General features: G+C 68.5%; 21 protein-coding genes and 2 tRNA genes. 12 read left to right on the forward strand and 11 right to left on the reverse strand.

Annotated elements, in window-relative coordinates; translation table 11 throughout:
* Positions 1-2,505, reverse strand: coding sequence for a UvrD-helicase domain-containing protein (locus AC07YZ_RS04645; RefSeq protein ID WP_494793886.1), 2,505 nt, complete (start codon positions 2,503-2,505; stop codon positions 1-3).
* Between the two features lie 245 nt (positions 2,506-2,750).
* Between AC07YZ_RS04645 and AC07YZ_RS04650 the strand changes: the two genes are divergently transcribed.
* A complete protein-coding gene (locus AC07YZ_RS04650; RefSeq protein WP_494793887.1) occupies positions 2,751-3,719 on the forward strand; it encodes a GMP reductase in 969 nt (322 codons plus the stop codon).
* On the opposite strand, the gene AC07YZ_RS04655 is transcribed toward AC07YZ_RS04650, so the two are convergent.
* Positions 3,712-4,599, reverse strand: coding sequence for an alpha/beta hydrolase (locus tag AC07YZ_RS04655; protein WP_494793888.1), 888 nt, complete (start codon positions 4,597-4,599; stop codon positions 3,712-3,714). The two genes, AC07YZ_RS04650 and AC07YZ_RS04655, sit on opposite strands and share 8 nt — an antisense overlap.
* A 97-nt stretch (positions 4,600-4,696) precedes the next feature.
* On the opposite strand from AC07YZ_RS04655, the gene AC07YZ_RS04660 reads away from it, so the two are divergent.
* The 4 genes from AC07YZ_RS04660 to AC07YZ_RS04675 all read left to right on the forward strand — a co-directional run bounded on the left by AC07YZ_RS04660 (position 4,697) and on the right by AC07YZ_RS04675 (position 6,728).
* Positions 4,697-5,416, forward strand: coding sequence for a GntR family transcriptional regulator (locus AC07YZ_RS04660; RefSeq protein ID WP_494793889.1), 720 nt, complete (start codon positions 4,697-4,699; stop codon positions 5,414-5,416).
* Positions 5,417-5,544: 128 nt separating this feature from the next.
* Complete coding sequence (locus AC07YZ_RS04665; RefSeq protein WP_494793890.1) at positions 5,545-6,447, forward strand: NAD(P)-dependent oxidoreductase; 903 nt, start codon at positions 5,545-5,547, stop codon at positions 6,445-6,447.
* 122 nt (positions 6,448-6,569) lie between these two features.
* Positions 6,570-6,645: transfer RNA gene (locus AC07YZ_RS04670), tRNA-Ala, on the forward strand.
* A 7-nt stretch (positions 6,646-6,652) separates the two neighbouring features.
* Positions 6,653-6,728 (forward strand) — tRNA-Lys (locus tag AC07YZ_RS04675).
* 70 nt (positions 6,729-6,798) lie between these two features.
* Here the strand turns inward: AC07YZ_RS04675 and AC07YZ_RS04680 are convergent.
* The 3 genes from AC07YZ_RS04680 to AC07YZ_RS04690 form a co-directional block, all read right to left on the reverse strand.
* Complete coding sequence (locus tag AC07YZ_RS04680) at positions 6,799-7,458, reverse strand: hypothetical protein (RefSeq protein ID WP_494793891.1); 660 nt, start codon at positions 7,456-7,458, stop codon at positions 6,799-6,801.
* Positions 7,459-7,628: 170 nt separating this feature from the next.
* The gene (locus AC07YZ_RS04685; RefSeq protein WP_494793892.1) at positions 7,629-8,642 is read right to left on the reverse strand and encodes an MlaD family protein; all 1,014 of its coding nucleotides are present in this window, start codon (positions 8,640-8,642) and stop codon (positions 7,629-7,631) included.
* A 6-nt stretch (positions 8,643-8,648) separates the two neighbouring features.
* Complete coding sequence (locus AC07YZ_RS04690) at positions 8,649-9,455, reverse strand: MlaE family ABC transporter permease (RefSeq protein ID WP_226492567.1); 807 nt, start codon at positions 9,453-9,455, stop codon at positions 8,649-8,651.
* A gap of 140 nt (positions 9,456-9,595) precedes the next feature.
* On the opposite strand from AC07YZ_RS04690, the gene AC07YZ_RS04695 reads away from it, so the two are divergent.
* On the forward strand, positions 9,596-11,167 hold the full coding sequence (locus tag AC07YZ_RS04695; protein ID WP_494793893.1) for an acyl-CoA synthetase: 1,572 nt from the start codon (positions 9,596-9,598) through the stop codon (positions 11,165-11,167).
* Between the two features lie 37 nt (positions 11,168-11,204).
* Here the strand turns inward: AC07YZ_RS04695 and AC07YZ_RS04700 are convergent, their stop codons facing one another.
* A complete protein-coding gene (locus AC07YZ_RS04700) occupies positions 11,205-12,011 on the reverse strand; it encodes a siderophore-interacting protein (RefSeq protein WP_494793894.1) in 807 nt (268 codons plus the stop codon).
* 119 nt (positions 12,012-12,130) lie between these two features.
* Between AC07YZ_RS04700 and AC07YZ_RS04705 the strand changes: the two genes are divergently transcribed.
* Positions 12,131-12,580 (forward strand): MarR family winged helix-turn-helix transcriptional regulator, encoded by a 450-nt coding sequence (locus AC07YZ_RS04705; protein WP_494793895.1) that lies wholly within the window; start codon positions 12,131-12,133, stop codon positions 12,578-12,580.
* A gap of 14 nt (positions 12,581-12,594) precedes the next feature.
* Here the strand turns inward: AC07YZ_RS04705 and queG are convergent, their stop codons facing one another.
* Positions 12,595-13,701 (reverse strand): tRNA epoxyqueuosine(34) reductase QueG, encoded by a 1,107-nt coding sequence (gene queG, locus AC07YZ_RS04710; RefSeq protein ID WP_494793896.1) that lies wholly within the window; start codon positions 13,699-13,701, stop codon positions 12,595-12,597.
* Between queG and tsaE the strand changes: the two genes are divergently transcribed.
* Together tsaE and AC07YZ_RS04720 are read left to right on the forward strand one after the other, a co-directional pair.
* Entirely contained in the window at positions 13,684-14,262 is a 579-nt protein-coding gene (tsaE, locus tag AC07YZ_RS04715; RefSeq protein WP_494794035.1) for a tRNA (adenosine(37)-N6)-threonylcarbamoyltransferase complex ATPase subunit type 1 TsaE, read from the forward strand. The genes queG and tsaE overlap by 18 nt on opposite strands.
* Before the next feature lie 61 nt (positions 14,263-14,323).
* Positions 14,324-15,754 carry an N-acetylmuramoyl-L-alanine amidase gene (locus AC07YZ_RS04720; protein WP_494793897.1) on the forward strand — a complete coding sequence of 477 codons (1,431 nt, stop codon included), beginning with the start codon at positions 14,324-14,326 and terminating at the stop codon, positions 15,752-15,754.
* A 36-nt stretch (positions 15,755-15,790) separates the two neighbouring features.
* On the opposite strand, the gene AC07YZ_RS04725 is transcribed toward AC07YZ_RS04720, so the two are convergent.
* Positions 15,791-16,441, reverse strand: a complete 651-nt coding sequence (locus AC07YZ_RS04725) for a DedA family protein (RefSeq protein ID WP_226492561.1) — start codon at positions 16,439-16,441, stop codon at positions 15,791-15,793.
* Between the two features lie 184 nt (positions 16,442-16,625).
* On the opposite strand from AC07YZ_RS04725, the gene mutL reads away from it, so the two are divergent.
* Complete coding sequence (gene mutL / locus AC07YZ_RS04730) at positions 16,626-18,644, forward strand: DNA mismatch repair endonuclease MutL (protein WP_494793898.1); 2,019 nt, start codon at positions 16,626-16,628, stop codon at positions 18,642-18,644.
* 19 nt (positions 18,645-18,663) lie between these two features.
* On the forward strand, positions 18,664-19,341 hold the full coding sequence (locus tag AC07YZ_RS04735) for a GNAT family N-acetyltransferase (protein WP_226492559.1): 678 nt from the start codon (positions 18,664-18,666) through the stop codon (positions 19,339-19,341).
* 1 nt (position 19,342) lies between these two features.
* On the opposite strand, the gene AC07YZ_RS04740 is transcribed toward AC07YZ_RS04735, so the two are convergent.
* From AC07YZ_RS04740 to AC07YZ_RS04750, 3 genes are read right to left on the reverse strand one after another with little or no spacing between them, the layout of a single operon-like run.
* Positions 19,343-20,476, reverse strand: coding sequence for an ABC transporter permease (locus AC07YZ_RS04740; protein ID WP_494793899.1), 1,134 nt, complete (start codon positions 20,474-20,476; stop codon positions 19,343-19,345).
* Complete coding sequence (locus AC07YZ_RS04745) at positions 20,473-21,417, reverse strand: ABC transporter ATP-binding protein (RefSeq protein WP_494793900.1); 945 nt, start codon at positions 21,415-21,417, stop codon at positions 20,473-20,475. Before AC07YZ_RS04745 ends, AC07YZ_RS04740 begins: the two co-directional genes overlap by 4 nt.
* On the reverse strand, positions 21,414-22,490 hold the full coding sequence (locus AC07YZ_RS04750; RefSeq protein WP_494793901.1) for an HlyD family secretion protein: 1,077 nt from the start codon (positions 22,488-22,490) through the stop codon (positions 21,414-21,416). Before AC07YZ_RS04750 ends, AC07YZ_RS04745 begins: the two co-directional genes overlap by 4 nt.
* A gap of 98 nt (positions 22,491-22,588) precedes the next feature.
* On the opposite strand from AC07YZ_RS04750, the gene AC07YZ_RS04755 reads away from it, so the two are divergent.
* Positions 22,589-23,431 (forward strand): alpha/beta hydrolase, encoded by an 843-nt coding sequence (locus AC07YZ_RS04755; protein ID WP_494793902.1) that lies wholly within the window; start codon positions 22,589-22,591, stop codon positions 23,429-23,431.
* Positions 23,432-23,513 lie beyond the last annotated feature (82 nt).

Here is a 23,513-nt window from a genome sequence, read left to right on the forward strand (position 1 = left end):
TCAGTCGTCCACCGGCGTGAGCTTGGCCACCGACAGCGCCAGCCACTTCACGCCGTGCCGCGAGAAATTCACCTGGGCCCGCGCTTCGGCGCCCGCGCCTTCCAGCGCCAGCACCTTGCCTTCGCCAAACTTGTTGTGGAACACCTTCATGCCGGCCCTGATGTCGGTGCCGCGGTCGGGCTCGGGGTTGCTCTTGCCCCCCAGGCCTTTGGGGTCGCTGCCCGAGGCCCAGCCGGGTGACCACGCGGGCTGCAGCACGGGTGCGCCGGCACCGCGCGTGCCGTAACCACCGCGACCGCCCTGCCAACCACCACCGCCCGATCCCGCGCCAGCACCGCTCCAGGCCGGCTGCTGCGGCGTGAGCCACTTCAGGCAGCTCTCGGGAAGCTCTTCAAAGAAGCGGCTCTTGAGGTTGTAACGCGTCTGGCCGTGCAACATGCGCGTCTGCGAATGGCTGAGGTACAGGCGCTTGCGCGCGCGCGTGATCGCCACGTACATCAGGCGACGTTCTTCTTCCAGCCCGTCGCGGTCGCTCATGGAGTTCTCGTGCGGGAACAGCCCCTCTTCCATGCCGGTGATGAACACACAGTCGAACTCCAGGCCCTTGGCCGCGTGCACCGTCATGAGCTGCACCGCGTCCTGCCCGGCCTGGGCCTGGTTGTCGCCGGATTCGAGCGCGGCGTGTGTGAGGAAGGCCGCGAGCGGGCTCATGGTTTCGCCGGTGTCGGCGTCGGGGGCGGGAAGACCCTCACCTCCTCCCTCTCCCGCCAGCGGGAGAGGGGGCGATTCACTCCCTCTCCCGCTAGCGGGAGAGGGTTGGGGTGAGGGCTCCCCCGGCTCCAGCCCCTGGCTCACCGGGCTCTGCGTCAGTGGCCGCCCCTGCGCATCCACCGTGCGCGCCACCGCGTCGCGGCCAAAGCCCTCGATGCCGACAAAGCTCTTGGCGGCGCTCACCAGTTCCTCCAGGTTTTCCACCCGGTCCTGCCCTTCGCGCTCGGCGCGGTAGTGCTCCACCAGGCCGCTGTGGTCCAGCACCAGCTCGATGATCTCGGACAGCGTCATGCCCACCGAGCGCTCGCGCAGCACATCGAGCTTGGCCACGAAGCCGCCGATGGCCGCGCCGGCCCGGCCCGTCACGGCGCTCACCGCGTCGTGCAGAGAACAGCCGCTGGTGCGCGCCACGTCTTGCAGCTGCTCGATGCTGCGCGCCCCGATGCCGCGCGGCGGGAAGTTCACCACGCGCAGGAAGCTGGTGTCGTCGTTCGCGTTTTCCAGCAGGCGCAGGTAGGCCAGCGCGTGCTTGATTTCGGCGCGCTCGAAGAAGCGCAGCCCGCCGTACACGCGGTAGGGCATGCCGGCGTTGAACAGCGCGGTTTCCACCACGCGGCTCTGCGCGTTGCTGCGGTAGAGCACGGCCATTTCGCTCTTGGGCACGTCCTCGCGCGCGAGCTGCTTCATCTCGTCCACGATCCACTGCGCCTCGGCGAAATCGCTGGTGGCCTCGAACACGCGCACCGGCTCGCCCGCGCCCGCGTCGGTGCGCAGGTTCTTGCCCAGGCGGTTGCTGTTGTGGCTGATGAGCTGGTTGGCTGAGTCCAGGATGTTGCTGACGCTGCGGTAGTTCTGCTCCAGCTTGATCTGGTGCTGCACCCGGAACTCACGCACGAAGTCGGCCATGTTGCCCACGCGCGCGCCACGGAAGGCGTAGATGCTCTGGTCGTCGTCGCCGACCGCGAACACCGCGTTGCCCGAAGGCGTGAGGCCTTCGAGCGGTGGCGTGCTGAACATCTTGATCCAGGCGTACTGCAGGCGGTTGGTGTCCTGGAACTCGTCGATCAGGATGTGGCGGAAACGGCGCTGGTAGTGTTCGCGCACCGGGTCGTTGTCGCGCAGCACTTCGTAGCTGCGCAGCATCAGCTCGCCAAAATCCACCACGCCTTCGCGCTGGCACTGCTCTTCGTACAGCGCGTACAGCCCCACCTTCTTGCGCGTCTCTTCGTCGCGCGCGACCACGTCCATCGGCCGCTGGCCGTCTTCCTTGCAGCCGCTGATGAAGTACTGCAGCTGTTTCGGTGGATAACGCTCGTCGTCCACGTTGAACTGCTTGCACAGCCGCTTGATGGCCGAGAGCTGGTCTTGCGTGTCGAGGATCTGGAAGGTCTGCGGCAGGTTCGCCAGCTTGTGGTGCGCGCGCAGGAAGCGGTTGCACAGGCCGTGGAAAGTGCCGATCCACATGCCGCGCACGTTGATGGGCAGCATGCTGGAGAGCCGCGTCATCATCTCCTTGGCGGCCTTGTTGGTGAAGGTCACGGCCAGCACACCGCCGGGCGTCACCTGGCCGGTCTGCAGCAGCCAGGCGATGCGCGTGGTGAGCACGCGCGTCTTGCCCGAGCCGGCGCCGGCGAGGATGAGCGCATGCTCGGCCGGCAAGGTGACGGCCGCACCCTGTTCGGCATTGAGGCCCGTGAGCAGCGGGGAGGAGGCAACGGGTTCTTCAAACAGCATGGTTCGATTGTAGGAAGCCACGGCGCCGCGCCGGGTCCATACGTCCGGCCGTATGACCTCTATAAGCCCCCGGCCCGGCCGGCACCCTGTTCGACCCGCACGGGAACGCCTAGAATCAATCACCGGGCCCAAGATTCTTGCGCCCGGTTTCTTTTTGGCCGGATGGCTTCCCGCCGAACCGAAAGCCGGACCCAAGCCAAGCGCTCTCCCTGTTCATCCACAACAGTTTTCTGGAGCCTGGTTTTATGGAGATATTCGACTACGACAACATCCTGCTGCTGCCGCGCAAGTGCCGCGTGGACAGCCGTTCGGAGTGCGACGCCGGCGTGGAGCTGGGCGGGCTCCGGTTCCGCCTGCCGGTGGTGCCGGCCAACATGAAGACGGTGGTGGACGAGAGCATCAGCCTCTGGATGGCGCAGAACGGCTACTTCTACGTGATGCACCGCTTCGATCTGGACAACGTGCGGTTCGTGCGCGACATGCGCACCGCGGGCGTCTACGCCTCGATCTCGCTGGGTGTGAAGGCCGCCGACCGCGCGACCGTGGACACGCTGGCCGCCGAGGGGCTGGTGCCGGAGTACATCACCATCGACATCGCGCACGGCCACGCCGACAGCGTGCGTGACATGATCCGCCACATCAAGGACAAGCTGCCCGCCAGCTTCGTGATCGCCGGCAACGTGGCCACGCCCGAGGCGGTGATCGACCTGGAAAACTGGGGCGCGGACGCCACCAAGGTGGGCGTGGGCCCGGGCAAGGTCTGCATCACCAAGCTCAAGACCGGTTTTGGCACCGGCGGCTGGCAGCTCAGCGCGCTCAAGTGGTGCTCTCGCGTGGCCACCAAACCCATCATCGCCGACGGCGGCATCCGCAGCCACGGCGACATCGCCAAGAGCGTGCGCTTCGGGGCCTCCATGGTCATGATCGGCTCGCTGTTCGCCGGGCACGAAGAGTCGCCCGGAAAAACGGTCGAGGTCGACGGCGAGCTCTACAAGGAGTACTACGGCTCGGCCAGCGACTTCAACAAGGGCGAGTACCGGCACGTCGAAGGCAAGCGCATCCTGGAGCCGATCAAGGGCAAGCTGGCCGACACGCTGATTGAGATGGAACAGGACGTGCAGAGCTCGATCAGCTATTCGGGTGGCACCAAGCTGATGGACATCCGCAAGGTGAACTACGTGATCCTGGGCGGAGACAACGCCAATATCATGTAGCGCACAGCAGCTCCAGCGCCAGTTGGTTCAGCCGGTGCCCGGGCTGTACCAGCGCTTCGAGCACGCTGAAGTGGTTCAGCCCCGGCAGGGTTTCGCACACCGGCACCACGTCGTTGCCCCAGGCCTCCTGGATCATCCGGTTGTGGCGCAGGAACTCGCTGCTTTCGTCGCCGCCGGTCACGGTGTACAGCAGGCCCCGGCCTTCGCGCACGGGGGGTGCCGGCAGCAGCGCCGGACTGACTTTTTTCACCTGCGCCGGGGTCAGCCGCAGCGAGTCGCGCAGGAACGGGGTGTGGCGCAGCGGCTCCAGGTCGTACAGCCCCGAAATGGACAGCGCGTTTTTCACCAGCGCGTCGGGCAGGTCGGCCCCCACATCCCGCCAGCGGCAAGCCAGCAGCAGGGCCGCCAGTTGCCCGCCGGCCGAATGGCCCGCCACCGTGATGCGGTGCGGGTCACCGCCATGCACGGCGATGTTGCGGTACACCCAGGCCAGCAGGCCGACCATCTGCAGCGCGATGTCGGGTATGCCCACCGCCGGGCACAGCGCGTAGTTCGGCACCACCACGCAGGCGCCTTGCTTCACGAAAGCCGGGGCGAGAAACGAGTGGTCGGCCTTGTCCAGGCTGCGCCAGTACCCCCCGTGGATGAACACCAGCACCGGCGCGGGTGGCGCGTTGTGCGGGCGCGGCGCGGGAAACAGGTCGAGCGTCTCGCCAGCGCCGTGGCCGTAGGCCACATCCAGCATGCCGTCGAGCTGCTGGCGCGCCGCCTGCGATTCGCTGGCCCAGCGCTCGAAATGCCGGGCGTGTTCGGGCACCAGCGCCCGGTTGTTGTACTGGCTGTCGAGCCAGGCGGGATCGGGTTGGGCGGGTGCTTTCATGTTGGCGGATTGTGTCATGCAGGGGTGTGTTGTGACAGGGTCGCCCGTTTATGGTATTCTGAATACAGAGTACAGAATTCATCAAAAATACCATCCCATGACAGCCCAGCTGCTCCAGCTTGAAACCACCCCGGATCTGGCCGATCAGGTGTACCGCGCGCTGCTCGACGCCATCAGCGAAGGCTCGCTCGCGCCTGGGCAGCGCATCACCCAGGAAGAACTGGCCGAGCAATTGGCGGTGTCGCGCCAGCCGGTCATGCAGGCCCTGCGCCTGCTGAAAAAAGACGGTTTTGTGCAGGACGCGCCGGTCGCCAGCGGGCCGGGCGGCCGCAGCCGTGGTCTGCAGGTGGCCCCGCTGGATGCGCAGTGGATCGCCCATGTCTACGAAGTGCGCGGCGCGCTGGATGCGCTGGCGGTCCGGCTGGCGGCGGCCCGGCGCACCCGCATCGACCCCGCCCTGCTTGCGCAGGGGCGCGACGCGGTGCGCTCCGGCGACATCAAGGCCATGATCGACGCCGACCTGGCCTTTCACCGCGCGCTGTACCAGGCCTCGCAAAACCCGTTGATCGAACAGAGCGCCCTGCTGCACTGGCACCACATCCGCCGCGCCATGGGCGAGGCCCTGCAATCGTCGAGCCTGCGCGCATCGGTGTGGGACGAACACGAGGCCATGGCGCAGGCGGTGGCCTCCGGCGACGCCGAGCGCGCCGAAACCCTGATGCGCCAACACAGCGGTCAGGCCAGCACCCATCTGGAAGCACAGATGGACGCCCACACCGGCGCCGCCGTGGCACCCGACAACTCCGTGGTTCGATGAACCACTTGGTGCGGGTTCCGGGCCTGGCCTGGAACCCGCTTTTTTTGCCCTGACGGCGCTGCCGCACCGGCAGCGCCACCTACAATTTTTCCCGGGGGCCCGATGCCCCCGTTCACCCTTTTTCTTCCGTGACCCCAGACACCCCAACCCCCTCCCCTGTTCAGAACATCGCCGTGCTCGGCATCGGCATGATGGGCTGGCCCATCGCCCGCCGGCTGTGCGAGGCCGGTTACCAGGTGAGCGCCTGGAACCGCTCGCCCGCCAAGGCCGAACGCCTGCGGCCCTTTGGCGCCCAGGTCTGCGACACACCGGCGCAGGCCGTGGCGCAGGCCGATCTGGTGATCACCCTGCTCGAAGACGGCAAGGTGGTCGAAGACGTGCTGTTCCGGCAGGGCACCACAGATGGACTGCGCCCCGGCACGCTGGTGGTGGACATGTCGTCGATCCAGCCGCGCCAGGCGCGCGACCACGCGGCCCGGCTCGCCGCCATTGGTGTGCAGCATCTGGACGCACCGGTGTCCGGCGGTACGGTGGGCGCCGAACAGGCCACGCTGGCCATCATGGCGGGCGGCAAACCGGCGGACTTCGAGCGTGCCCGACCCGTCTTCGAGCACCTGGGACGCCCCACCCACGTGGGGCCGCACGGCTCGGGCCAGCTCGCCAAACTCGCCAACCAGATGATCGTGGGCATCACCATCGGCGCGGTGGCCGAAGCGCTGCTGCTGTGTGAGAAAGGCGGCGCCGACATGGCCAAGGTCCGGCAGGCCATCACCGGTGGTTTTGCCGACAGCCGCATCCTGCAGGTGCACGGCCAGCGCATGGTCGAACGCGATTTCGCCAAACGCGGCGCCATCTCGGTGCAACTGAAGGACATGCGCAACGCGATGACCACGGCGCGCGAGATCGGCTTTGAAGCCCCGATCACCGCGCTGTTCGAACAGCTGTTCGCCCAGGCCGCCGACCACGGTCTGGCCGACCTGGACCACTCGGCCCTGTTCGTGGAGCTCGCCAGCCGCAACGGCATGGCGTGATCGCTCGGCCGGCCAGCCGGCCAACGACGGTGGCGCCGTTCGCATCGCCTCAAAAATGGCGAGCCATGCCACCTTGCTCCGGCCGGAAGCCCCGCAAAGGGCTGCTACAATCTGCGGCTTCTGGGGACGTAGCTCAGCTGGGAGAGCGTCGCGTTCGCAATGCGAAGGTCGGGAGTTCGATCCTCCTCGTCTCCACCATCGCCCAGGGGGTATAGCTCAGTTGGTAGAGCAGCTGACTCTTAATCAGTAGGTCGTAGGTTCGAATCCTACTGCCCCCACCAACATGCAGGAAGCCGGACAGGTGTCACCATCTGCCCGGCTTTTTCATGGGCGGCGCTGGACGCGCCCGCGTCACTTCGCCGGCGCGGGCACCGTGGCGGCACCGGTCTCCAGCACCAGCTCGATGCGCCGCTGAATCCGCGCCGCCTCGTCCGCCGCACCACCGGCCTGTGCGCGCTGCTGCTGCACCTTCAGCCAGGCCAGCAAGGGCCTGCGCCAACCCTGTGCCGAGGCCGTGTCCACCGCCTGGGCGATCACGCCGGGTGTGGCCACGCCCCGTTTGAACAGCACACCGGCGGCCACCAGGCGCGACAAGGGTTCTTCGATTGAGGCCAGCGCAGCATCGGGCGCGTTGACCACCTGCGCCACCGCCTGATGGGCCGGGGGCAGCAGGCGCACGTCGGCCGCCGTGGCACCGCCCGCCAGGTAACGCGCATAGGCCTGTTCGGCCGGTGCGGCATCGGCGGCCAGCGCGTCAAACCCGGTGCAAGGCTCGAACTCGAGCGCCGCCACACGCGTGGCACAGCGCAACAGCTCGATGCGCGCCAGCAGGTCGGCCCGCCCCGTGCGCGCGAGCTCGCTGCGCGCACGCGCGAACTCCGCCGCTTCCACCCGGTTGTTGCCCCCGAGCCAGGCGTTGGCAGCACGCTCGCTGCTGCCCTTGGCATTCATCTGCCAGTCGGGCGCGGGCGGGTTGTTGCCGCAGGCCGCCAGCGCCAGCCCCAGGACCACAACGGCCCAGCGAGCGATCCGTTGCCATGGAGATGCGGCAAGGGCGCCATCCGGCGCGAAGTGCCCGAACCCGGGAACACCGTGGAACCGGCTCCGCCGGGCCACAGGTGTTGCCCCCTTGAGGGGGGATGCGGCTACGCGCAGCGAGCAAGCAACGGGGGTGTGCATCGTCATGGCAGCTTGATCTCCGTCTCGCGGGCAAACGGCCATTTCCGGTTGATGTCGTTCATCAGCGCGTCCACCTTGCGCAAACTGGCGTCCACCTCGCTGCGCAGCGCGCCCAGATCGGTCGTCGCCTCTTTGGTGTTGCTGGCAATGCCCTGGGCCTCCACCAGCAGGGCGTCCACCTTTGTCAGGCTGCCACGGGCATCGGTGAGCAGGCCGTTGAGCTGCTGCACGGTGGCGCGTGCGTCGTTGACCAGACCACCCTGCCCGCCGGGCCCGCCGCCCTGGCCAAAGACCTGCCGGTCGGCATTGGCCACCAGGCTGTCGAGCCGCTGGACCAAGGTATCGGAGCGCGCCAGCAGCGCGTTGGCGCGGTCGATGGCGAGCAGAAGCTTCTTGGCGTCGGCCTCGTTGCCCAGCAACACGCCCAGGGCGCCCTGCGGGCCCTTGAGCTGCTCGGTCACACTCTGCACGTTGGTCAGGCTCTGCGCCAGCGCCGCGTCGGACTGGGTCAACGCGGTCAGGTTGTCCAGCAGTTCGCGAACGGAGGCGGTGAGCTTGGGGATTTCGGCCGCCGCGTCGCCGCGCAGCACCTGGCGCACCGCACCGTCTTCCAGCGGGGGGTCTTCCAGCATGCCGCTGTAGGCCCGGATGCGGGTACCGCCCACCAGGCTGCGTTCCATGGTGAAGATGCTGGAGGTGCGCAGCCAGCGCGCGTCCTTGCTCGGCACATCGACAAGGAAGTGCACGTTGCCATCGTCGGCGAGTTCGATGCGCGAGATGCGGCCGATCGCGAAGCCCGCGAAGGTCATGTCCATGCCGACCACCACCCCCTCGGAGTCGTCGGACACCAGCACCAGCCGCTGCGTGCGCTCGAACATGCCGCGCGCGTACATCACATACAGCGCCGAGCCCACCACCAACGCCAGCATGAGCAACAACAGGATGACCGCCTTGAGCTCCAGGTTCTTCACCGGCGGCGGCTGGTCGGGGGGGGGAGGCGTGGGTGTCGGGTTCATGGGGTGTCAATAGTAGTTGCCGACCAGCGAGGCCACTTCGATGAGCACGACCACCGAGAGCAGCCGCGCGAACTCGGTGATGTCGCTGCGGTAGCCGTAGCCACCGTCACGATCGCGGGCGGCGCTGCCGGCCATGGGCACGACGGCCACGGCCAGGCTGAAGAAGAAGGTCTTGAGGCAGAAGATCAGCGTCACGGCGGGCGAGAACACGCTGCCCACACTGCGCGCGTACGCGGGCAGCGCCCAGTGGGAAAAGCCGTACACGTTCAGGTAGGTCAGCACGATGGCGATCACACAGCTCAGCGCGGCCAGCAGCAACACCGAAAACAGGCTGGCCAGGGCGCGCGGCAGCAGCTCGGTGCGCAGCAACTCCTGGTGATCGCGCACCACGCCTTCGCGCAGCTGGCGCGACAGGGTGCGCCGCACGGCCTGCGCGCCGGGCATGGCGTAGCGCACCGCCACGAACATCGCGGCGTACAGGGGAATGAGTTCGAGCACCAGGGTGCGCACCAGCACCTCCAGCGCGTACTGCGACAGGCCATAGCTGTAGGCGGTGGCCACCACGATGCGGATCAGCACCAGGCTGATGAGCGCCGAGAGCACCAGAAACCAGGTCAGCAGTGGCGCGGTGGCGAGGTAGATATTGCGCAGCACGGCCAGGCGCTGCGCCCCGGCCTGATAGCTCGACGGCAGGAGCGCGAGCACCATGATCTGCGCCCCCAGCAACAGCACATGCCACCAGGTCAGCACCGAAGCGACCAGTTGCCGACCCCAGCGGTACAAGGCGTTTTGCGTGGATGAGGCGGGATTCATGGCTGGGATGATAGTCCCCGCACCTGTGCGACAGGCAGCGCTGGGGGTGGTGTAAACGCCCATGGCAAAAAGCGTTCACTGGTTTTCAATCGGGCATCTTGCCCCGCTTGGCGGGCCTCGCTGTAACAGGAGTTTTCCGCATGTCGTCCCTTGCCTTGCCCATCGCCCCGGTGGTTCGCCGCCAGACCATCGCCGACGCCCTGCACCGCACCGCCGCCCGCCTGCCCGGCAAGACCGCCGTCGTCTGCGGCAGCACGCAATGGACCTACGCCGAATTCGACGCCCTGGTCACCCGCCTGGCCGCCGGCCTGCACCGCATCGGCGTGGGCGAAGGCGACAAGGTCGCGGTGCTGGCGCGCAACTCGCACGGTTTTGCCGCGCTGCGTTTTGCGCTGGCGCGGCGCGGTGCCGTGCTGGTGCCCATCAACTTCATGCTCAAGGCCGAAGAGGTGGCCTTCATCCTGCGCCACGCGGGCGCCCGCACCCTGGCCACCGACAGCGGCCTGGCCGGCCTGGCGCGCGAGGCCTCGGCGCTGGAGACGCAGGTGCAACAGTTCATCTGGCTGCCCAGCGAAGACCCCACCGAGCCGGCCGCGGGCATGCACCGCTTCGACGAACTGGCCGCCTGCACCGACCCGCTGCCCGCCGTGGGCGTGCAGAGCCAGGACCTGGCGCAGATCGTCTACACCAGCGGCACCGAGTCCATGCCCAAAGGTGCCATGCTCACGCACGACGCGGTGCTGTGGCAGTACGTCAGCTGCGTCATCAACGCCGAGATCGCCGAGGCCGACCGCGCCCTGCACGCCCTGCCGCTGTACCACTGCGCGCAGCTGGACGTGTTCTTCGGCCCGGCCATCTACATCGGCAGCAGCAACGTCATCACCAGCAAGCCCACGCCCGACAACCTGCTCGCGCTGCTGGAGCAGCACCGGATCACCAGCTTCTTCGCACCGCCCACGGTATGGATCGCGCTGCTGCGCTCGCCCCTGTTCGACGCGGCCAAGCTCAAACACCTGGCCAAGGGTTACTACGGCGCGTCCATCATGCCGGTCGAAGTGTTGAAGGAACTGGCCACACGCCTGCCGGCCGTGCGGTTGTGGAACCTCTACGGTCAGACCGAGATCGCGCCGCTGGCCACCATGCTCGGCCCGGACGACCAGTTGCGCAAACCCGGCTCCTGCGGCAAGGCGGTGCTCAACGTGGAGACCCGCGTCGTCAACGACGCCATGCAGGACGTGGCCGTGGGCGAGGTCGGCGAGATCGTGCACCGCTCGCCCCACCTGATGCTCGGTTATTTCAACGACCCCGAGCGCACGGCGGCCAGCTTCGAGGGTGACTGGTTCCACAGCGGCGACCTCGCCATGATCGACAGCGAAGGCTTCATCACCGTCGTGGACCGCAAGAAGGACATGATCAAGACCGGCGGCGAAAACGTGGCCAGCCGCGAGGTGGAAGAGATGATCTACCGCCTGTCCGCGGTGAGCGAGGTGGCGGTGATCGGCCTGCCCGATCCGAAGTGGGTCGAGGCGGTGACGGCGGTGATCGTGGTCAAGGCCGGTCAGGCGCTGACCGAAGACGAGGTCGTGGCGCATTGCAACGCACACATGGCCAGCTTCAAATGCCCGAAGCGCGTCGTGTTCACCGAGAGCCTGCCGAAGAACCCAAGTGGCAAGTTGCTCAAACGCGAGCTGCGCCAACGCCACGCAGCCTGAGAACAACAAGCTGGACGGGCCGCTGTCGTCTCCAGAATCACAGGTTCTCGTGGTGGGCCGAGGCCCCGCGTTTCCAGTAGGCCGCGGCGCGCAGGCGCTCCTTGGCCAGCCCATGCTGCTCCACCAGCACGCGGCGTGTTGCGGCCATCTCGGTCGCTTCCCCGGCGGCCCAGGCATAGCCCTCGCCAGCGGGCAGGCGCAGCTCGCCCACCGCCGCGGCCAGTCCGCCATCGACACCCTCGGTGAGCCAGCGCAGCTGTAGGGCCGCCGAGGTTTGCAGCTCGCGGCGATCGGCGGGGTCGGCCGTCTCGGCGATCACGATGGCCCGACTGCCCGCCGGCAGTGCCTCCAGCCGCCGGGCGATGGCGGGCAAGGCGGTTTCGTCGCCCACCAGCAGGTGCCAGTCGAAACCCAACGGCACCACGAAAGAACCGCGCGGCCCCCCCACACCGGCCTGCTGGCCCACCCGCGCCTGCGCGGCCCACGAGGCGGCATGGCCTTCGCCATGCAAGGCGAATTCGATGTCGAGCACCCCCGCCAGCGGATCGAAGTGGCGGGGCGTGTAGTCGCGCATGACCGGACGCGCAACGTCCGGCGGCAGCACCGGGCCGTCGGGGCCGAGTTCGGGCAACACCAGCGGGCCATCCGGATCGGCGGGCAGCATGAGCTTGACGTGGTCGTCGAACGAGGCGCTGTGGAAATCGCGCAGATCGTCACCGGCAAAGCGCACGCGCACCAGGTGCGGGCTGAGCCTGCGGACCTGCTGCACCTGCGCACGGCGCACTTTCAGGGGATGGCGCAGGCGCTGAACGGCCAGGGAATGGGTGGTGTGGTCTGTGGTCATGAGGGTATGGAACAGGCTATGGCACCCGCCTCGCAAGGCCGAGAGGTCCTGGTGTACAGTCGATTCATTGGTTGATAGATACAACCATTCTGGATTAATTGGATGATACTGTCAACCATATGAACCCCGCCAAACCCTCTCCCGCAAAGTCCGAGGTACTGGAGCGCCTGCACAGTCTGGTGACCTTTTTTCACCGCCACATGCACGAGGCGGTGCGCGACGACGGCGACGGGCTGGCACTCATGGAAGCGCGCGCGCTGAACTTCCTGGCGCGCCACGAAGGCAGCAGCCAGCGCGAGCTGGTGCTCCACTCCGGGCGCGACAAGGCCCAGATCGCCCGCATCGTCAAGACGCTGCACGAACGCGGCCTGCTGGAAAGTGCACCCGACCCGCAAGATGGTCGCTGCCAGCGGCTGCGGCTCACCCCCGAGGGCCACACCATGCACCGCCGGATGCAGCAACACCGCATGCGGTTTGAACAGGCGCTCACGCGCGGCTTCGATGCCGCCGAACTCGCCGCCTTGCAGGCTCAGCTCGAACGCATGCAGGCCAACGTCGAAAAGCCCTGAGCGAGGGGGCGGCCTCAGAAGGCGTCGCCGCCGCTGGCCTGGCGCAGCGCCCAGGCCACGTGTTCGCGCACCAGCGCGCTGGCGTCCGCGGCCTTCGATTGCAGCGCGGCGCGCAGGGCCTGCCGGGTGCTGGCATCGGGGTCCGCCCGCAGCGCATTGCCCATCGCCACCGCGATGTTGCGCAACCAGCGCTCGTGCCCGATGCGCCGGATCGGGCTGCCTTCGGTGCGGCACAGGAACTCGTCTTCTGTCCAGGCAAACAGCTCGATCAGCGTCGCCCCACTCAGGCCCTCGCGTTCGTCGAAGTCGGGCAGCGGGCTGCGCTGCGCGAACTTGTTCCACGGACAGACCAACTGGCAGTCGTCGCAGCCGTAGATGCGGTTGCCCATCAGCGGGCGCAGGTCTTCGGGGATGGCGCCGGCGTGTTCGATCGTCAGGTAAGAAATGCAGCGGCGCGCGTCCAGCCGGTGCGGGCCGAGAATGGCCTGGGTCGGACACACCTCGATGCAGGCGCTGCAGCTGCCGCAGTGCGGGCTCACGGGCTCGCTCGGCGGCAGGGCAATGTCCAGATAGATCTCACCCAGGAAAAACATGGACCCCGCTTCGCGGCTGAGCACCAGCGTGTGTTTGCCACGCCAGCCCTGGCCGCTGCGGCCGGCCAGTTCGGCTTCGAGCACCGGGGCCGAGTCGGTGAACACGCGGTGGCCCAGCGGCCCCACGGCCTGGGCGATGCGCTCGGCCAGTTTCTGTAGACGGTTTCGCAACACCTTGTGGTAGTCCCGCCCCCGCGCGTAGACCGACACCACCGCTTCGCCGGGTCGCTGCAGCCGGGCCAGTTCCCGGCTCGGCCAGTCGTCGGGCGTGTCGCGCGGCAGGTAGTCCATGCGCGCAGTGACCACGCTCACCGTGCCCGGCACCAGCTCGGCCGGGCGTGCGCGCTTGAGGCCGTGGCTGGCCATGTAACCCATGTCGCCGTGAAACCCGGCGGCCAGCCAGGCCTTCAAACCGGACTCGGCCGCAGAAAGATCGACACCAGCGACCCCAATTTGGGAAAATGCGAGCTCCCGGCCCCAGGCCTGTATCTGTGAGACGAGTTGAGCAGCATCAAAACCGGACTTCATGTTGCACCCATTGTAGGAACGGGCGCGGATGCGGGCGCCCCGCGCTGGCACGGACACTGGGCCCATGAAGACGACACCCGGGCCTTTGCCCTGCGCCTGGCCGAGTGCCCCGCCATCGCCCACGCCACGCTCACCCTGCACGGCGACCTGGGCGCGGGCAAGACCACCTTCGTGCGCCACCTGCTGCGCGCCCTGGGCGTGAACGGGCGCATCAAGAGCCCGACCTACGCGGTGGTGGAACCGCACAGCAGCACCAGCTGCGCGTTCATGCCCGAGGGCGAGGTGCTGCACATCTGGCACTTCGATTTCTACCGCTTCAGCGATCCCCGCGAGTGGGAAGACGCGGGGTTTCGCGAACTTTTCGCCAGCCCCGGCCTCAAGCTCGTGGAATGGCCCGAGCGCGCGGCCGACACACTGCCCAGCATTGATGCCGACATCCACATCGAGCCAGAACCCATGAGCCCCGACACCCGCGCCGACGACGCGGACGACGCACGCCGCGTCACGTTCACCGCCTTCACCCCCGCGGGCCGCCATCTGCTGGCCGCGCTGCAGGCATGAGCGCCGCCCGGCCGCTCCGAAGGCGCTCAGCCCCGCAGTGCGCAGCACGGAGGGTCGTCCAGTGAGCACCGCGCCCGACCACCCCAACCGCCGCTGGCTGCTGCAGGCCGGTTCGCTGGTGTTGCTGCTGGGCACGCAGCACATCGCGCGCGGCGCCAGCGTGCTCGCGGTTCGCATCTGGCCCGCGGAAGACTACACGCGCGTGACCATCGAGTCCGACGGCGCGCTCAAGGCCCGCCAGACCACGGTGAGCCACCCGCCGCGCCTGTCGGTCGACATCGAAGGCATCGACCTGGTGGAGGGTCTGCGCGAGCTGGTCGGCAAGCTCAAGTCCGACGACCCCAACATCGCGGGCATTCGCGTCTCGCAGAGCGGTGCGAACCTCGTGCGCCTGACGGTCGATCTGAAACAGGCCATCAAACCCCAGGTGTTCCAGCTGGAACCGGTGGCGGCCTACCGGCACCGGCTGGTGCTCGACCTGTACCCGGTGGTCACCCGCGATCCCCTGGAAGAACTCATCAGCCAGCGCATGAAAGAGCTGGACGAGGCCAGCGCGCGCGCCGCCCAACTGCTGGGGCTGGGAATGGAACCCGACCCACCCACGGGCGGTGACGGTGACGGCTCCGCCGCCGATCCGCTGGGCGAGCTGATCGCGCAACACGAACGCGCGGCGGTCGATTCCCCCGTGACGGCCCGGCCACCGGCCACCGGTCCGCGGCCCAAGCCCGCGCCCTCCGAACGCGCCACGGCCAGCAAACCCGACGCCACCGAGCGCCTGATCATCGTGGCGCTCGACCCCGGCCACGGCGGCGAAGACCCTGGCGCCATCGGCCCTGGCGGCACGCGCGAAAAAGACGTGGTGCTGCGGGTCGCCCAGCGCCTGCGCGACCGCATCAACGCCACCCGCGTCAACGGCAACCCCATGCGCGCCTACCTCACCCGCGACGCCGACTTCTTCGTGCCGTTGCACGTGCGGGTGCAAAAGGCCCAGCGGGTCCAGGCCGACCTGTTCATCAGCATCCACGCCGACGCCTTCATGACGCCCCAGCCCCAGGGCGCGAGCGTGTTTGCGCTCAGCACCAAAGGCGCCAGCAGCGCCGCCGCGCGCTGGATGGCCAACAAGGAAAACGCCGCCGACCTGGTGGGCGGCATCAACGTCAAGGCCGCGGACGCCACGGTGCAGCGTGCCCTGCTCGACATGAGCACCACGGCGCAGATCAAGGACAGCCTCAAACTGGGCAGCGCCATGCTGGGCGAGGTGGGCCGGGTGGGCAAGTTGCACAAGCCCCATGTGGAACAGGCCGGGTTCGCGGTGCTCAAGGCGCCCAACATCCCCAGCGTGCTGGTGGAGACCGCCTTCATCAGCAACCCGCAGGAAGAGCAGCGCCTGCGCAGCGAGCGCTACCAGAGCGATCTGGCCGACGCCCTGCTCAAGGGCATCGTCAAATATTTCGGCGCCAATCCGCCGCTGGCGAAAACCCGGCAGATTTGAATGACCCACCCCTGCGCCGCCTGCGGCTCGGGTGGGCTATACCTCTGCCTTTTCAGCCCGGGCCGCACGCCAGCCACCAAAGATCGCGATCAGCCCCGGCACGAAGATCAGCGCCCAGATGATCTTGGACAGGTTGGCCTGCACCCAGGCCAGGTTGCCGAAGAAGTAACCGGCGGCGGTCAGGCCGATCACCCAGATTGAGCCGCCGACCACGTTGTAGGCGGTGAACTTGCTGCGCGTCATCTCGGCCACGCCCGCCACGAAGGGGGCGAAGGTGCGGATGAAGGGCATGAAGCGCGCCAGGATGATGGTCACGCCGCCGTAGCGCTCGTAGAACGCGTGTGCCTGGTTGAAGGCATTCTTGTTGAAGAAGCGCGAGTTCTCCCACTGGAACACCTTCGGGCCAAAGTAGCGCCCGATGCTGTAGTTGGTCTGGTCGCCCAGGATGGCCGCCGCCAGCATCAGGCCGGCGGCCAGCGGGTAGTCGATCAGGCCCGCGCCGCAGAGCGCGCCCACGATGAACAGCAGCGAGTCGCCCGGCAGAAAGGGCATGACCACCAGCCCCGTCTCCACGAAGATGATGAGAAACAGCAGCGCGTAGACCCAGGCGCCGTAGGCTTGCACGAAGGCCTGCAGGTGCTGGTCCACGTGCAGGATGAAGTCGATCAAGAACGTGACAAGTTCCATAAATGTGAGTGCGATGGTGGACGGATCGGCGCGAGGAGCCGGAAAGGAGAGGCCCCTGCCAGCCCACACCGTGGAACCGCCCTTCGACGGGCTCTGGACGGGCACGGGTGTGATCCCCCTCGGGGGAAGCCGCGCAACGGCGCAGGGGGAAACCCGCATTATCCCCGCGGCCTACAATTTGCCGGTGAACGCCGCCCACCCCCCCTCCACCCGCCGCCCAATCCTCGAACTGCCCGACGAACTGGTCAGCCAGATCGCGGCCGGCGAGGTGGTCGAACGCCCCGCCTCGGTGGTGCGCGAGCTGGTGGACAACGCGCTGGACGCGGGCGCCACCCAGATCACCGTGCGCCTGCAGGCCGGCGGCGTGCGGCTCATCAGCGTGGAAGACAACGGCTGGGGCATCCACCGCACCGAGCTGCCCACCGCGCTCAAGCGCCACGCCACCAGCAAGATCGCCAGCCTCTCCGACCTGGAATCCGTGGGCACCATGGGTTTCCGCGGCGAGGCGCTGGCCGCCATCTGCTCCATCGCCGAAGTCTCGGTGCTCACGCGGGTGGACAGTGGCGACGAACCGCACGGCTGGCTGCTCGACGGCCGCAGCGGCGAGCTGCAACCCACCGCGCGCAACCCCGGTACCACGGTAGAGGTGCGCGAGCTCTTTTTTGCCACGCCGGCGCGGCGCAAGTTCCTGAAGACCGACGCCACCGAGCTCGCCCACTGCATCGAGGCGGTGCGCCGCCACGCGCTGGCGCGGCCCGAAGTGGGTTTTGCGATCTGGCACGACGGCAAGCTGGTGGCGCAGTGGCGCGCCGTGGCGGCCGACCTTGCCGGTGGCGGCATGCTGGACGCGTTGCGCCAGCGCCTGGCCGACGTGCTGGGCGAAGACTTCATTCAACAGGCGGTGGCGGTCAACTGGCCGGCCGACGCCGTGCCCGGCGAAACGGCCCTGGCCGATGGCGTGCAGCGCCTTCGCGTCTGGGGCTTTGCCGGCGTGCCCGACGCGGCGCGCTCGCGCAGCGACTGGCAATACGCCTACGTGAACGGCCGTTTCGTGCGCGACAAGGTGATCGGCCACGCCGCGCGCAGCGCCTACGAAGACGTGCTGCACGGCCACCGCCAGCCGGTCTACGCTCTCTGCGTGAGCCTGGACCCGACGCGGGTGGACGTGAACGTGCACCCAACCAAGATCGAGGTGCGCTTCCGCGACAGCCGCGAGGTGCACCAGGCCGTGCGCCACGCGGTGGAGGCCGCGCTGGCCGCGCCGCGTTCGGCCGCGGCTGTGGCGGCGCAAACCACGCTCATGCCCGGCGAGACACCTTCCGATGCGGCTTCGACGATGCCGCCCGGTGCGGCCTGGAGCGCGCCCGAGCGCCTGCCATCCACCTGGGGCACGGCGCAAAACGCCTTGCTGTTCCAGCGCTACACACCGCCCGACACCATCGGCCAGCGGGTGAGCGATCTCGGGGCTTTGTGGGGCGGTGCTTCCGAAGGGGCAACGACCGCCTCGGCCCGAACGGAGGGATGGGCGACCTCCCCGGATGCCACGCTGGCCAACACGGCTTCCGTTCGGGCCGAGGCGGGCGTTGCCCTCGCGACAGCCCGCCCCCTGCCCGAAGGCGACTGGCCGCTGGGCCGCGCCATCGCGCAGCTGCAGGGCGTCTACATCCTGGCCGAAAACGCGCAAGGCCTGGTGGTGGTGGACATGCACGCCGCGCACGAGCGCATCGTCTACGAACGCCTCAAGCAGCAGATGGACAACGAGCAACTGGCCAGCCAGCCACTGCTGATCCCGGCCACCTTCGCCGCCACGCCCGAAGAAGTGGCCACCGCCGAAGACAGCGGCGTGGTGCTGGCCATGCTGGGGCTGGAAGTGGTGCCGTTTTCGCCAAAGACGCTCGCGGTGCGCGCCGTGCCCACCACGCTGGCCCAGGGCGACCCGGTGGAGCTCGCGCGCAGCGTGCTCGCCGAGCTGAGCCAGCACGACGCCTCCACCGTGGTGCAACGCGCGCGCAATCAGCTGCTGGCCACCATGGCCTGCCACGGCGCGGTGCGCGCCAACCGCCGCCTGACCATCGACGAAATGAACGCGCTCCTGCGCCAGATGGAAGTCACCGAGCGCTCCGACCAGTGCAACCACGGCCGCCCGACCTGGCGCCAGGTCGGCATGAAAGAGTTGGACGCGTTGTTCCTGCGCGGACGCTGACCCAGGGGAGTCGACCACCATGGTGCACCTGCTCGACAACATCTTCTGGCACAGCCTGACCGGCCCGCAGGCCTGCTGGGCCGTCGGCTCGGGCGGCGCGCGCCGATACGCTGCGGGCTTCTCACCCATCGTCGGCTTCGCCAACCCGGCGCAGCCCGATCTGGATGCCCTGGCGCCGCACTGCGGCCCCGACGAACATTTCTACTGCGACGGCTGGTCGGGCCCGGCGCCCGCGGGCTGGGTGGTGGAGGCCGAGGCCACCATGCACAAAATGATCTGGGCCGGCGAAACCCCGGTGCGGGACGAAGCCCCCGAGGCACGGCCCATCGGTCCGGAGCACCTGGACCAGGTGCTGGCCCTGGCCGAGCTCACCCGACCCGGGCCGTTCGGCCCGCGCACCATCGAGCTCGGCGAATACTTCGGCCTGTTCGACGGTGAGCGGCTCATGGCCATGGCCGGGGAACGTTGTCAGGCCGAAACGCTGCGCGAGGTCAGTGGTGTCTGCACCCACCCGGACTTTCAGGGCCGCGGACTGGCGCGGCGGCTGATGCTCAAACTGATCGCGCGCCAGCTCGCACGCGGAGAAACCCCGTTCCTGCACGTGATGAGCGCCAACACCGGCGCCCTGGGCCTGTACCAGCGCATGGGTTTTCGCACCCACCGCGAATCGGTGGTGCGCGTCATTGCGCTGGCCTGAGTCAGTCCAGGGTCTGGCGGTAGCGTTTGAGCGCCACGGCGCCGGCCACCGCCAGAAACAGCAGCATGGGCCAGAGATCGGCCCAGAGCTGCGGCGCCTGGTTACCCTTGAGCATGATGCCGCGCACGATGCGCAGGAAGTGCGTCAGCGGCAGGCCCTCGCCCAGCCATTGCGCCCAGACCGGCATGCCGCGGAACGGAAACATGAAACCCGAGAGCAGCATCGAGGGCAGAAAGAAAAAGAAGGTCATCTGCATCGCCTGCAGCTGGTTGCGCGCGATGGTCGAAAACGTGAAGCCCACCGCCAGATTCGCCACCATGAAGACGCCGATCATCGCCATGAGCAACGCGAAGCTGCCCACCATCGGCACCTCGAACAGCAGCCAGGCCGCGCCCAGGATCACGCACAGCTGCACATAGCCGATCACCACGTAGGGCAGGATCTTGCCCACCATCACCTCCAGCGGCCGCACCGGCGTGGCGAGCAGGTTTTCCATCGTGCCGCGCTCGCGTTCGCGCGTCATGGCCAGGCTGGTCAGCATCACCATGGTCATGGTGAGGATGGTGCCGATCAGACCGGGCACGATGTTGTAGCGCGACAGGCCTTCGGGGTTGTAGCGCCGGTGGATTCGCAGTTCAAACGGCGCCGCGCCCTTCTGCAACGACTGCAGCGGGCCGGTGAGATCGTGGCGCAGGGCCAGGTTCGTCATCTCACCGAGCGCGGCAATCGCGTTGCCCGAGGCCGAGGGGTCGGTGGCATCCACCGACACCAGCACCGCCGGGCGTTCGCCGCGCACCACGTCGCGCGAGAAGTCGGGCGGGATCACCACCATGAACTGCACCTCGCCCGCCGCCAGCAGGGCATCGGCCTCGGCTTCGCTGGTGCCCTGGTGCACCAGCTTGAAATAGCCGGTGTTCTGCAGCGAGGCCACCAGGCTGCGCGCCAGCGGGCCGGCGTCGGCCGCCACCACCGCCGTGGGCAGGCCCTTGGGGTCGGTGTTGATGGCGTAACCGAACAGCACCAGCTGCATCACCGGCACACCCACCGCCATGGCGAAGGTGAGCCGATCGCGCAGCATCTGCTGGAACTCCTTGATGAACACGGCCCAGGTGCGCGCGGGCGAAAACCATTTCATGTGCGCCCCGCCTGGCTGTGGCCGAAGTTGTCCTGCGCCTGGTCGATCAGGCTGATGAACACGTCTTCCAGATTGGCGCGTGTTTCGTGCAACACCAAGCCGCCCTCAGCCTGCAGGGCCCCGAGCGACTGCGCCAGCAGCGCGGCGTCGCGCCCGGCCACGTGCAACGTGGTGCCAAAGGCGACGACGTTCTGCACCCCGGGCAATCCGCGCAAGCGTTCGCTCAAGGCCGGGTCGGCAGCGCCTTCGAGCGCCCAGACGCTCAGGCCCGCCGCGTCGACGATCTCGCGCTCGCTGCCACGCGCGAGCACCTTGCCGTAGGCGATGTAGACCAGGTCGTGGCAGCGCGCGGCCTCGTCCATGTAGTGGGTGGACACCAGCACCGTGATGCCCTGCGCGGCCAGCTGGTGGATCTGGTCCCAGAAGTCGCGTCGGGCCTTGGGATCCACGCCGGCCGTGGGTTCGTCGAGCAGCAGCAGGCGCGGTTCGTGGATCAGGCAGGCGGCCAGCGCCAGGCGCTGTTTCCAGCCGCCCGAGAGCGTGCCGGCAAGCTGGCGCTGGCGGCCCTGCAGGCCCAGCCGCTCCAGCGCCAGGTCCACCGCCGCGCGGCGGGTGGGCAGCTCGAACAAACGGGTCACGAAGTCCAGGTTTTCGCGGATCGAGAGGTCGTCGTAGAGGCCGAACTTCTGCGTCATGTAGCCCACCTGGCGCTTGATGGCGGCGGCCTCGCGGCGGAAGTCCAGCCCCAGGCACAGGCCCTCGCCCGCGTCGGGGCGCAGCAGGCCGCAGAGCATGCGGATGGTGGTGGTCTTGCCGCTGCCGTTGGGCCCGAGGAAACCGCAGATGCGGCCCTGCCCCACCTGCAGAGTCACGTCGTCCACCACGGCGCGACCGCCGTAGCGCTTGGTCAGGCCACGCACGTCGATGGCGAGGGCGTTCACTGGGGCTCCTGCGCCAACCGGGTCACGTCCAGCGGCTGACCCGGGTGCAAGCGGTTGGCGTCGGTCGGGCGAGGCGCCGCTTCCACCAGAAACACCAGCCGGGCGCGCTGGGCGTTGGAGTAGATCACCGGCGGCGTGAATTCCGGGCCGCTGGCGATGCGGATGATGCGCGCCGGAATCGGCTCGCCACAACCGTCGCAGCGCAGGCCCACCCACTGGCCGGTGGCGAGCGCGCCGACCTCGGTCTCGGGCACGTAGAACCGGGCCTTCACACCGTCCAGCGGCAGCAGCGACAGCACCGGCTGCCCCGGCGCCACGGTTTCGCCGACCCTGAAAAAAACCTCGGCCACCAGGGCATCGGCGGGTGCGGGCTGCTGCTTCTGCGCCAGCCGCCAGTCGCTCTGGCGCAGCACCTGGCGTGCGGCTTCGGCCTGGGCCTGGGCGGCATTGGTTTCATCGCTGCGCGCCGGCAGGGCCGCCACGCGCAGGGCGGCCTGCAGCTCGGCGACCCGGGCGCTCGCCTGGTCGAGCGCGGCCTTGGCCGCGTCCAGACTGGCCTGCGACACAAAACCCTTGGCCACCAGATCGCGCTGGCGCGCCCAGGCGGTCTGCGCCAGCCCGGCCTGCGCCCGGGCATGCGCCAGCTGGGCACGGGTCACCGCCACTTCGTCGCTGCGCCGGCCTTTGGTGGTGTTGGCGGCCTGGGCCAGGGTGCCGGCCAGGCGCGCCTGGGCTTCGGCCTGCGCCGCCTGTTCGGCCTGCGCGTCGAGCGCGAACAAGGCGTCGCCCTGCCGGACCCGGTCCCCCGCCCGCACGGCCAGCGTATCGAGCCGCCCACCCAACGGGGACGACACATGCACATAGTCGCCTTCGACGTAGCCCGACCAGCCCGCGGGCGGCGCCTCGCCGCAGGCCAGCAGCCCAGCGACCACGGTCAGCACCGTGGCCAGACGGGTGGCGCGCCGTCCATCGGGCGGCGGTTGTAGCCCCGCGGCGATGGCGTGTCCATCCTCGAACACGGTGGCCACCGGGGTTTCTCGGCGGAAGGGATGGGTGAACACGCTGTCGGTCATGGGCGGGTCGTCCGGTGGGAGCCTGGCGGGGCGGGAGCTCCGCCGGCCGGGTTCATTCTGCCTTGAACTTTTCGCGGTGGGTCGCATCATTCCTTGCGATGAAACGTTTCCTGATCCTCCTGCTGGTCACGGTCGCTCTGCTCACCGGCTGCGCCACGCTCGACCAGCGGCAGCGGGCCTGGATCTTCCAGCCTTCCGACCTCAGCTGGTCGCGCGGCACCGAAGCCGCCGAGGGCATGGACGATGTCTGGATTCATTTCCCCTCGCAGGAAACCGGCCAGCCGGTGAAGCTGCACGGCCTGTGGCTGGCGCATGACAACTTCAGCACCCGGCCGGACGCCCCGGTGCTGCTCTACCTGCACGGGGCTCGGTTCAACGTGACCGGCTCGGCCTTCCGGGCGCGCCGCATGCAGGAGCTGGGGTTTTCGGTGCTCGCCATCGACTACCGCGGCTTCGGCAAGAGCTCGCCGGGGTTACCCTCGGAAACCACAGCCTACGAAGACGCGCGCGCCGCCTGGGACTGGCTGGGCCATCACCACCCGGACCGGCCGCGTTACATCTTCGGCCACTCGCTGGGCGGCGCCATCGCCATCGAGCTCGCGGCCCAGGTGAAAAACGAAGCGGGCACCCTGGTCGAAGGCAGTTTCACCTCGATCCCGGACGTGGTCAGCACCTTCAAGTGGGGCTGGCTGCCGGTGGGGCCGCTCATCACGCAACGCTTTGAAGCGGTCAAGCGCGTGCCCATCATCGGCTCGCCGCTGCTGGTGGTGCACGGCGGAGCCGACCGGCTGATCCAGCCCGTGCTGGGGCGACGCCTGTTTGAAGCGGCCACCGGTCGCAAGGCCTTCGTGCTGGTGGAGGGCGGCTCGCACCACAACACCAACTCGGTGGGCCAGCCGCAGTACCGGGCGGCGCTGAGCGAGCTGTTCGGCCTGAAATAGAACACCCCCCGCGCCGCTTCGCGTCACCCCCCAAGGGGCGGCACTGGCCGTCTGGCAGAGCCAGCCCGGCGGTGCCCTGGGT

Source organism: Hydrogenophaga sp. GW101-3F08, assembly GCF_059424585.1.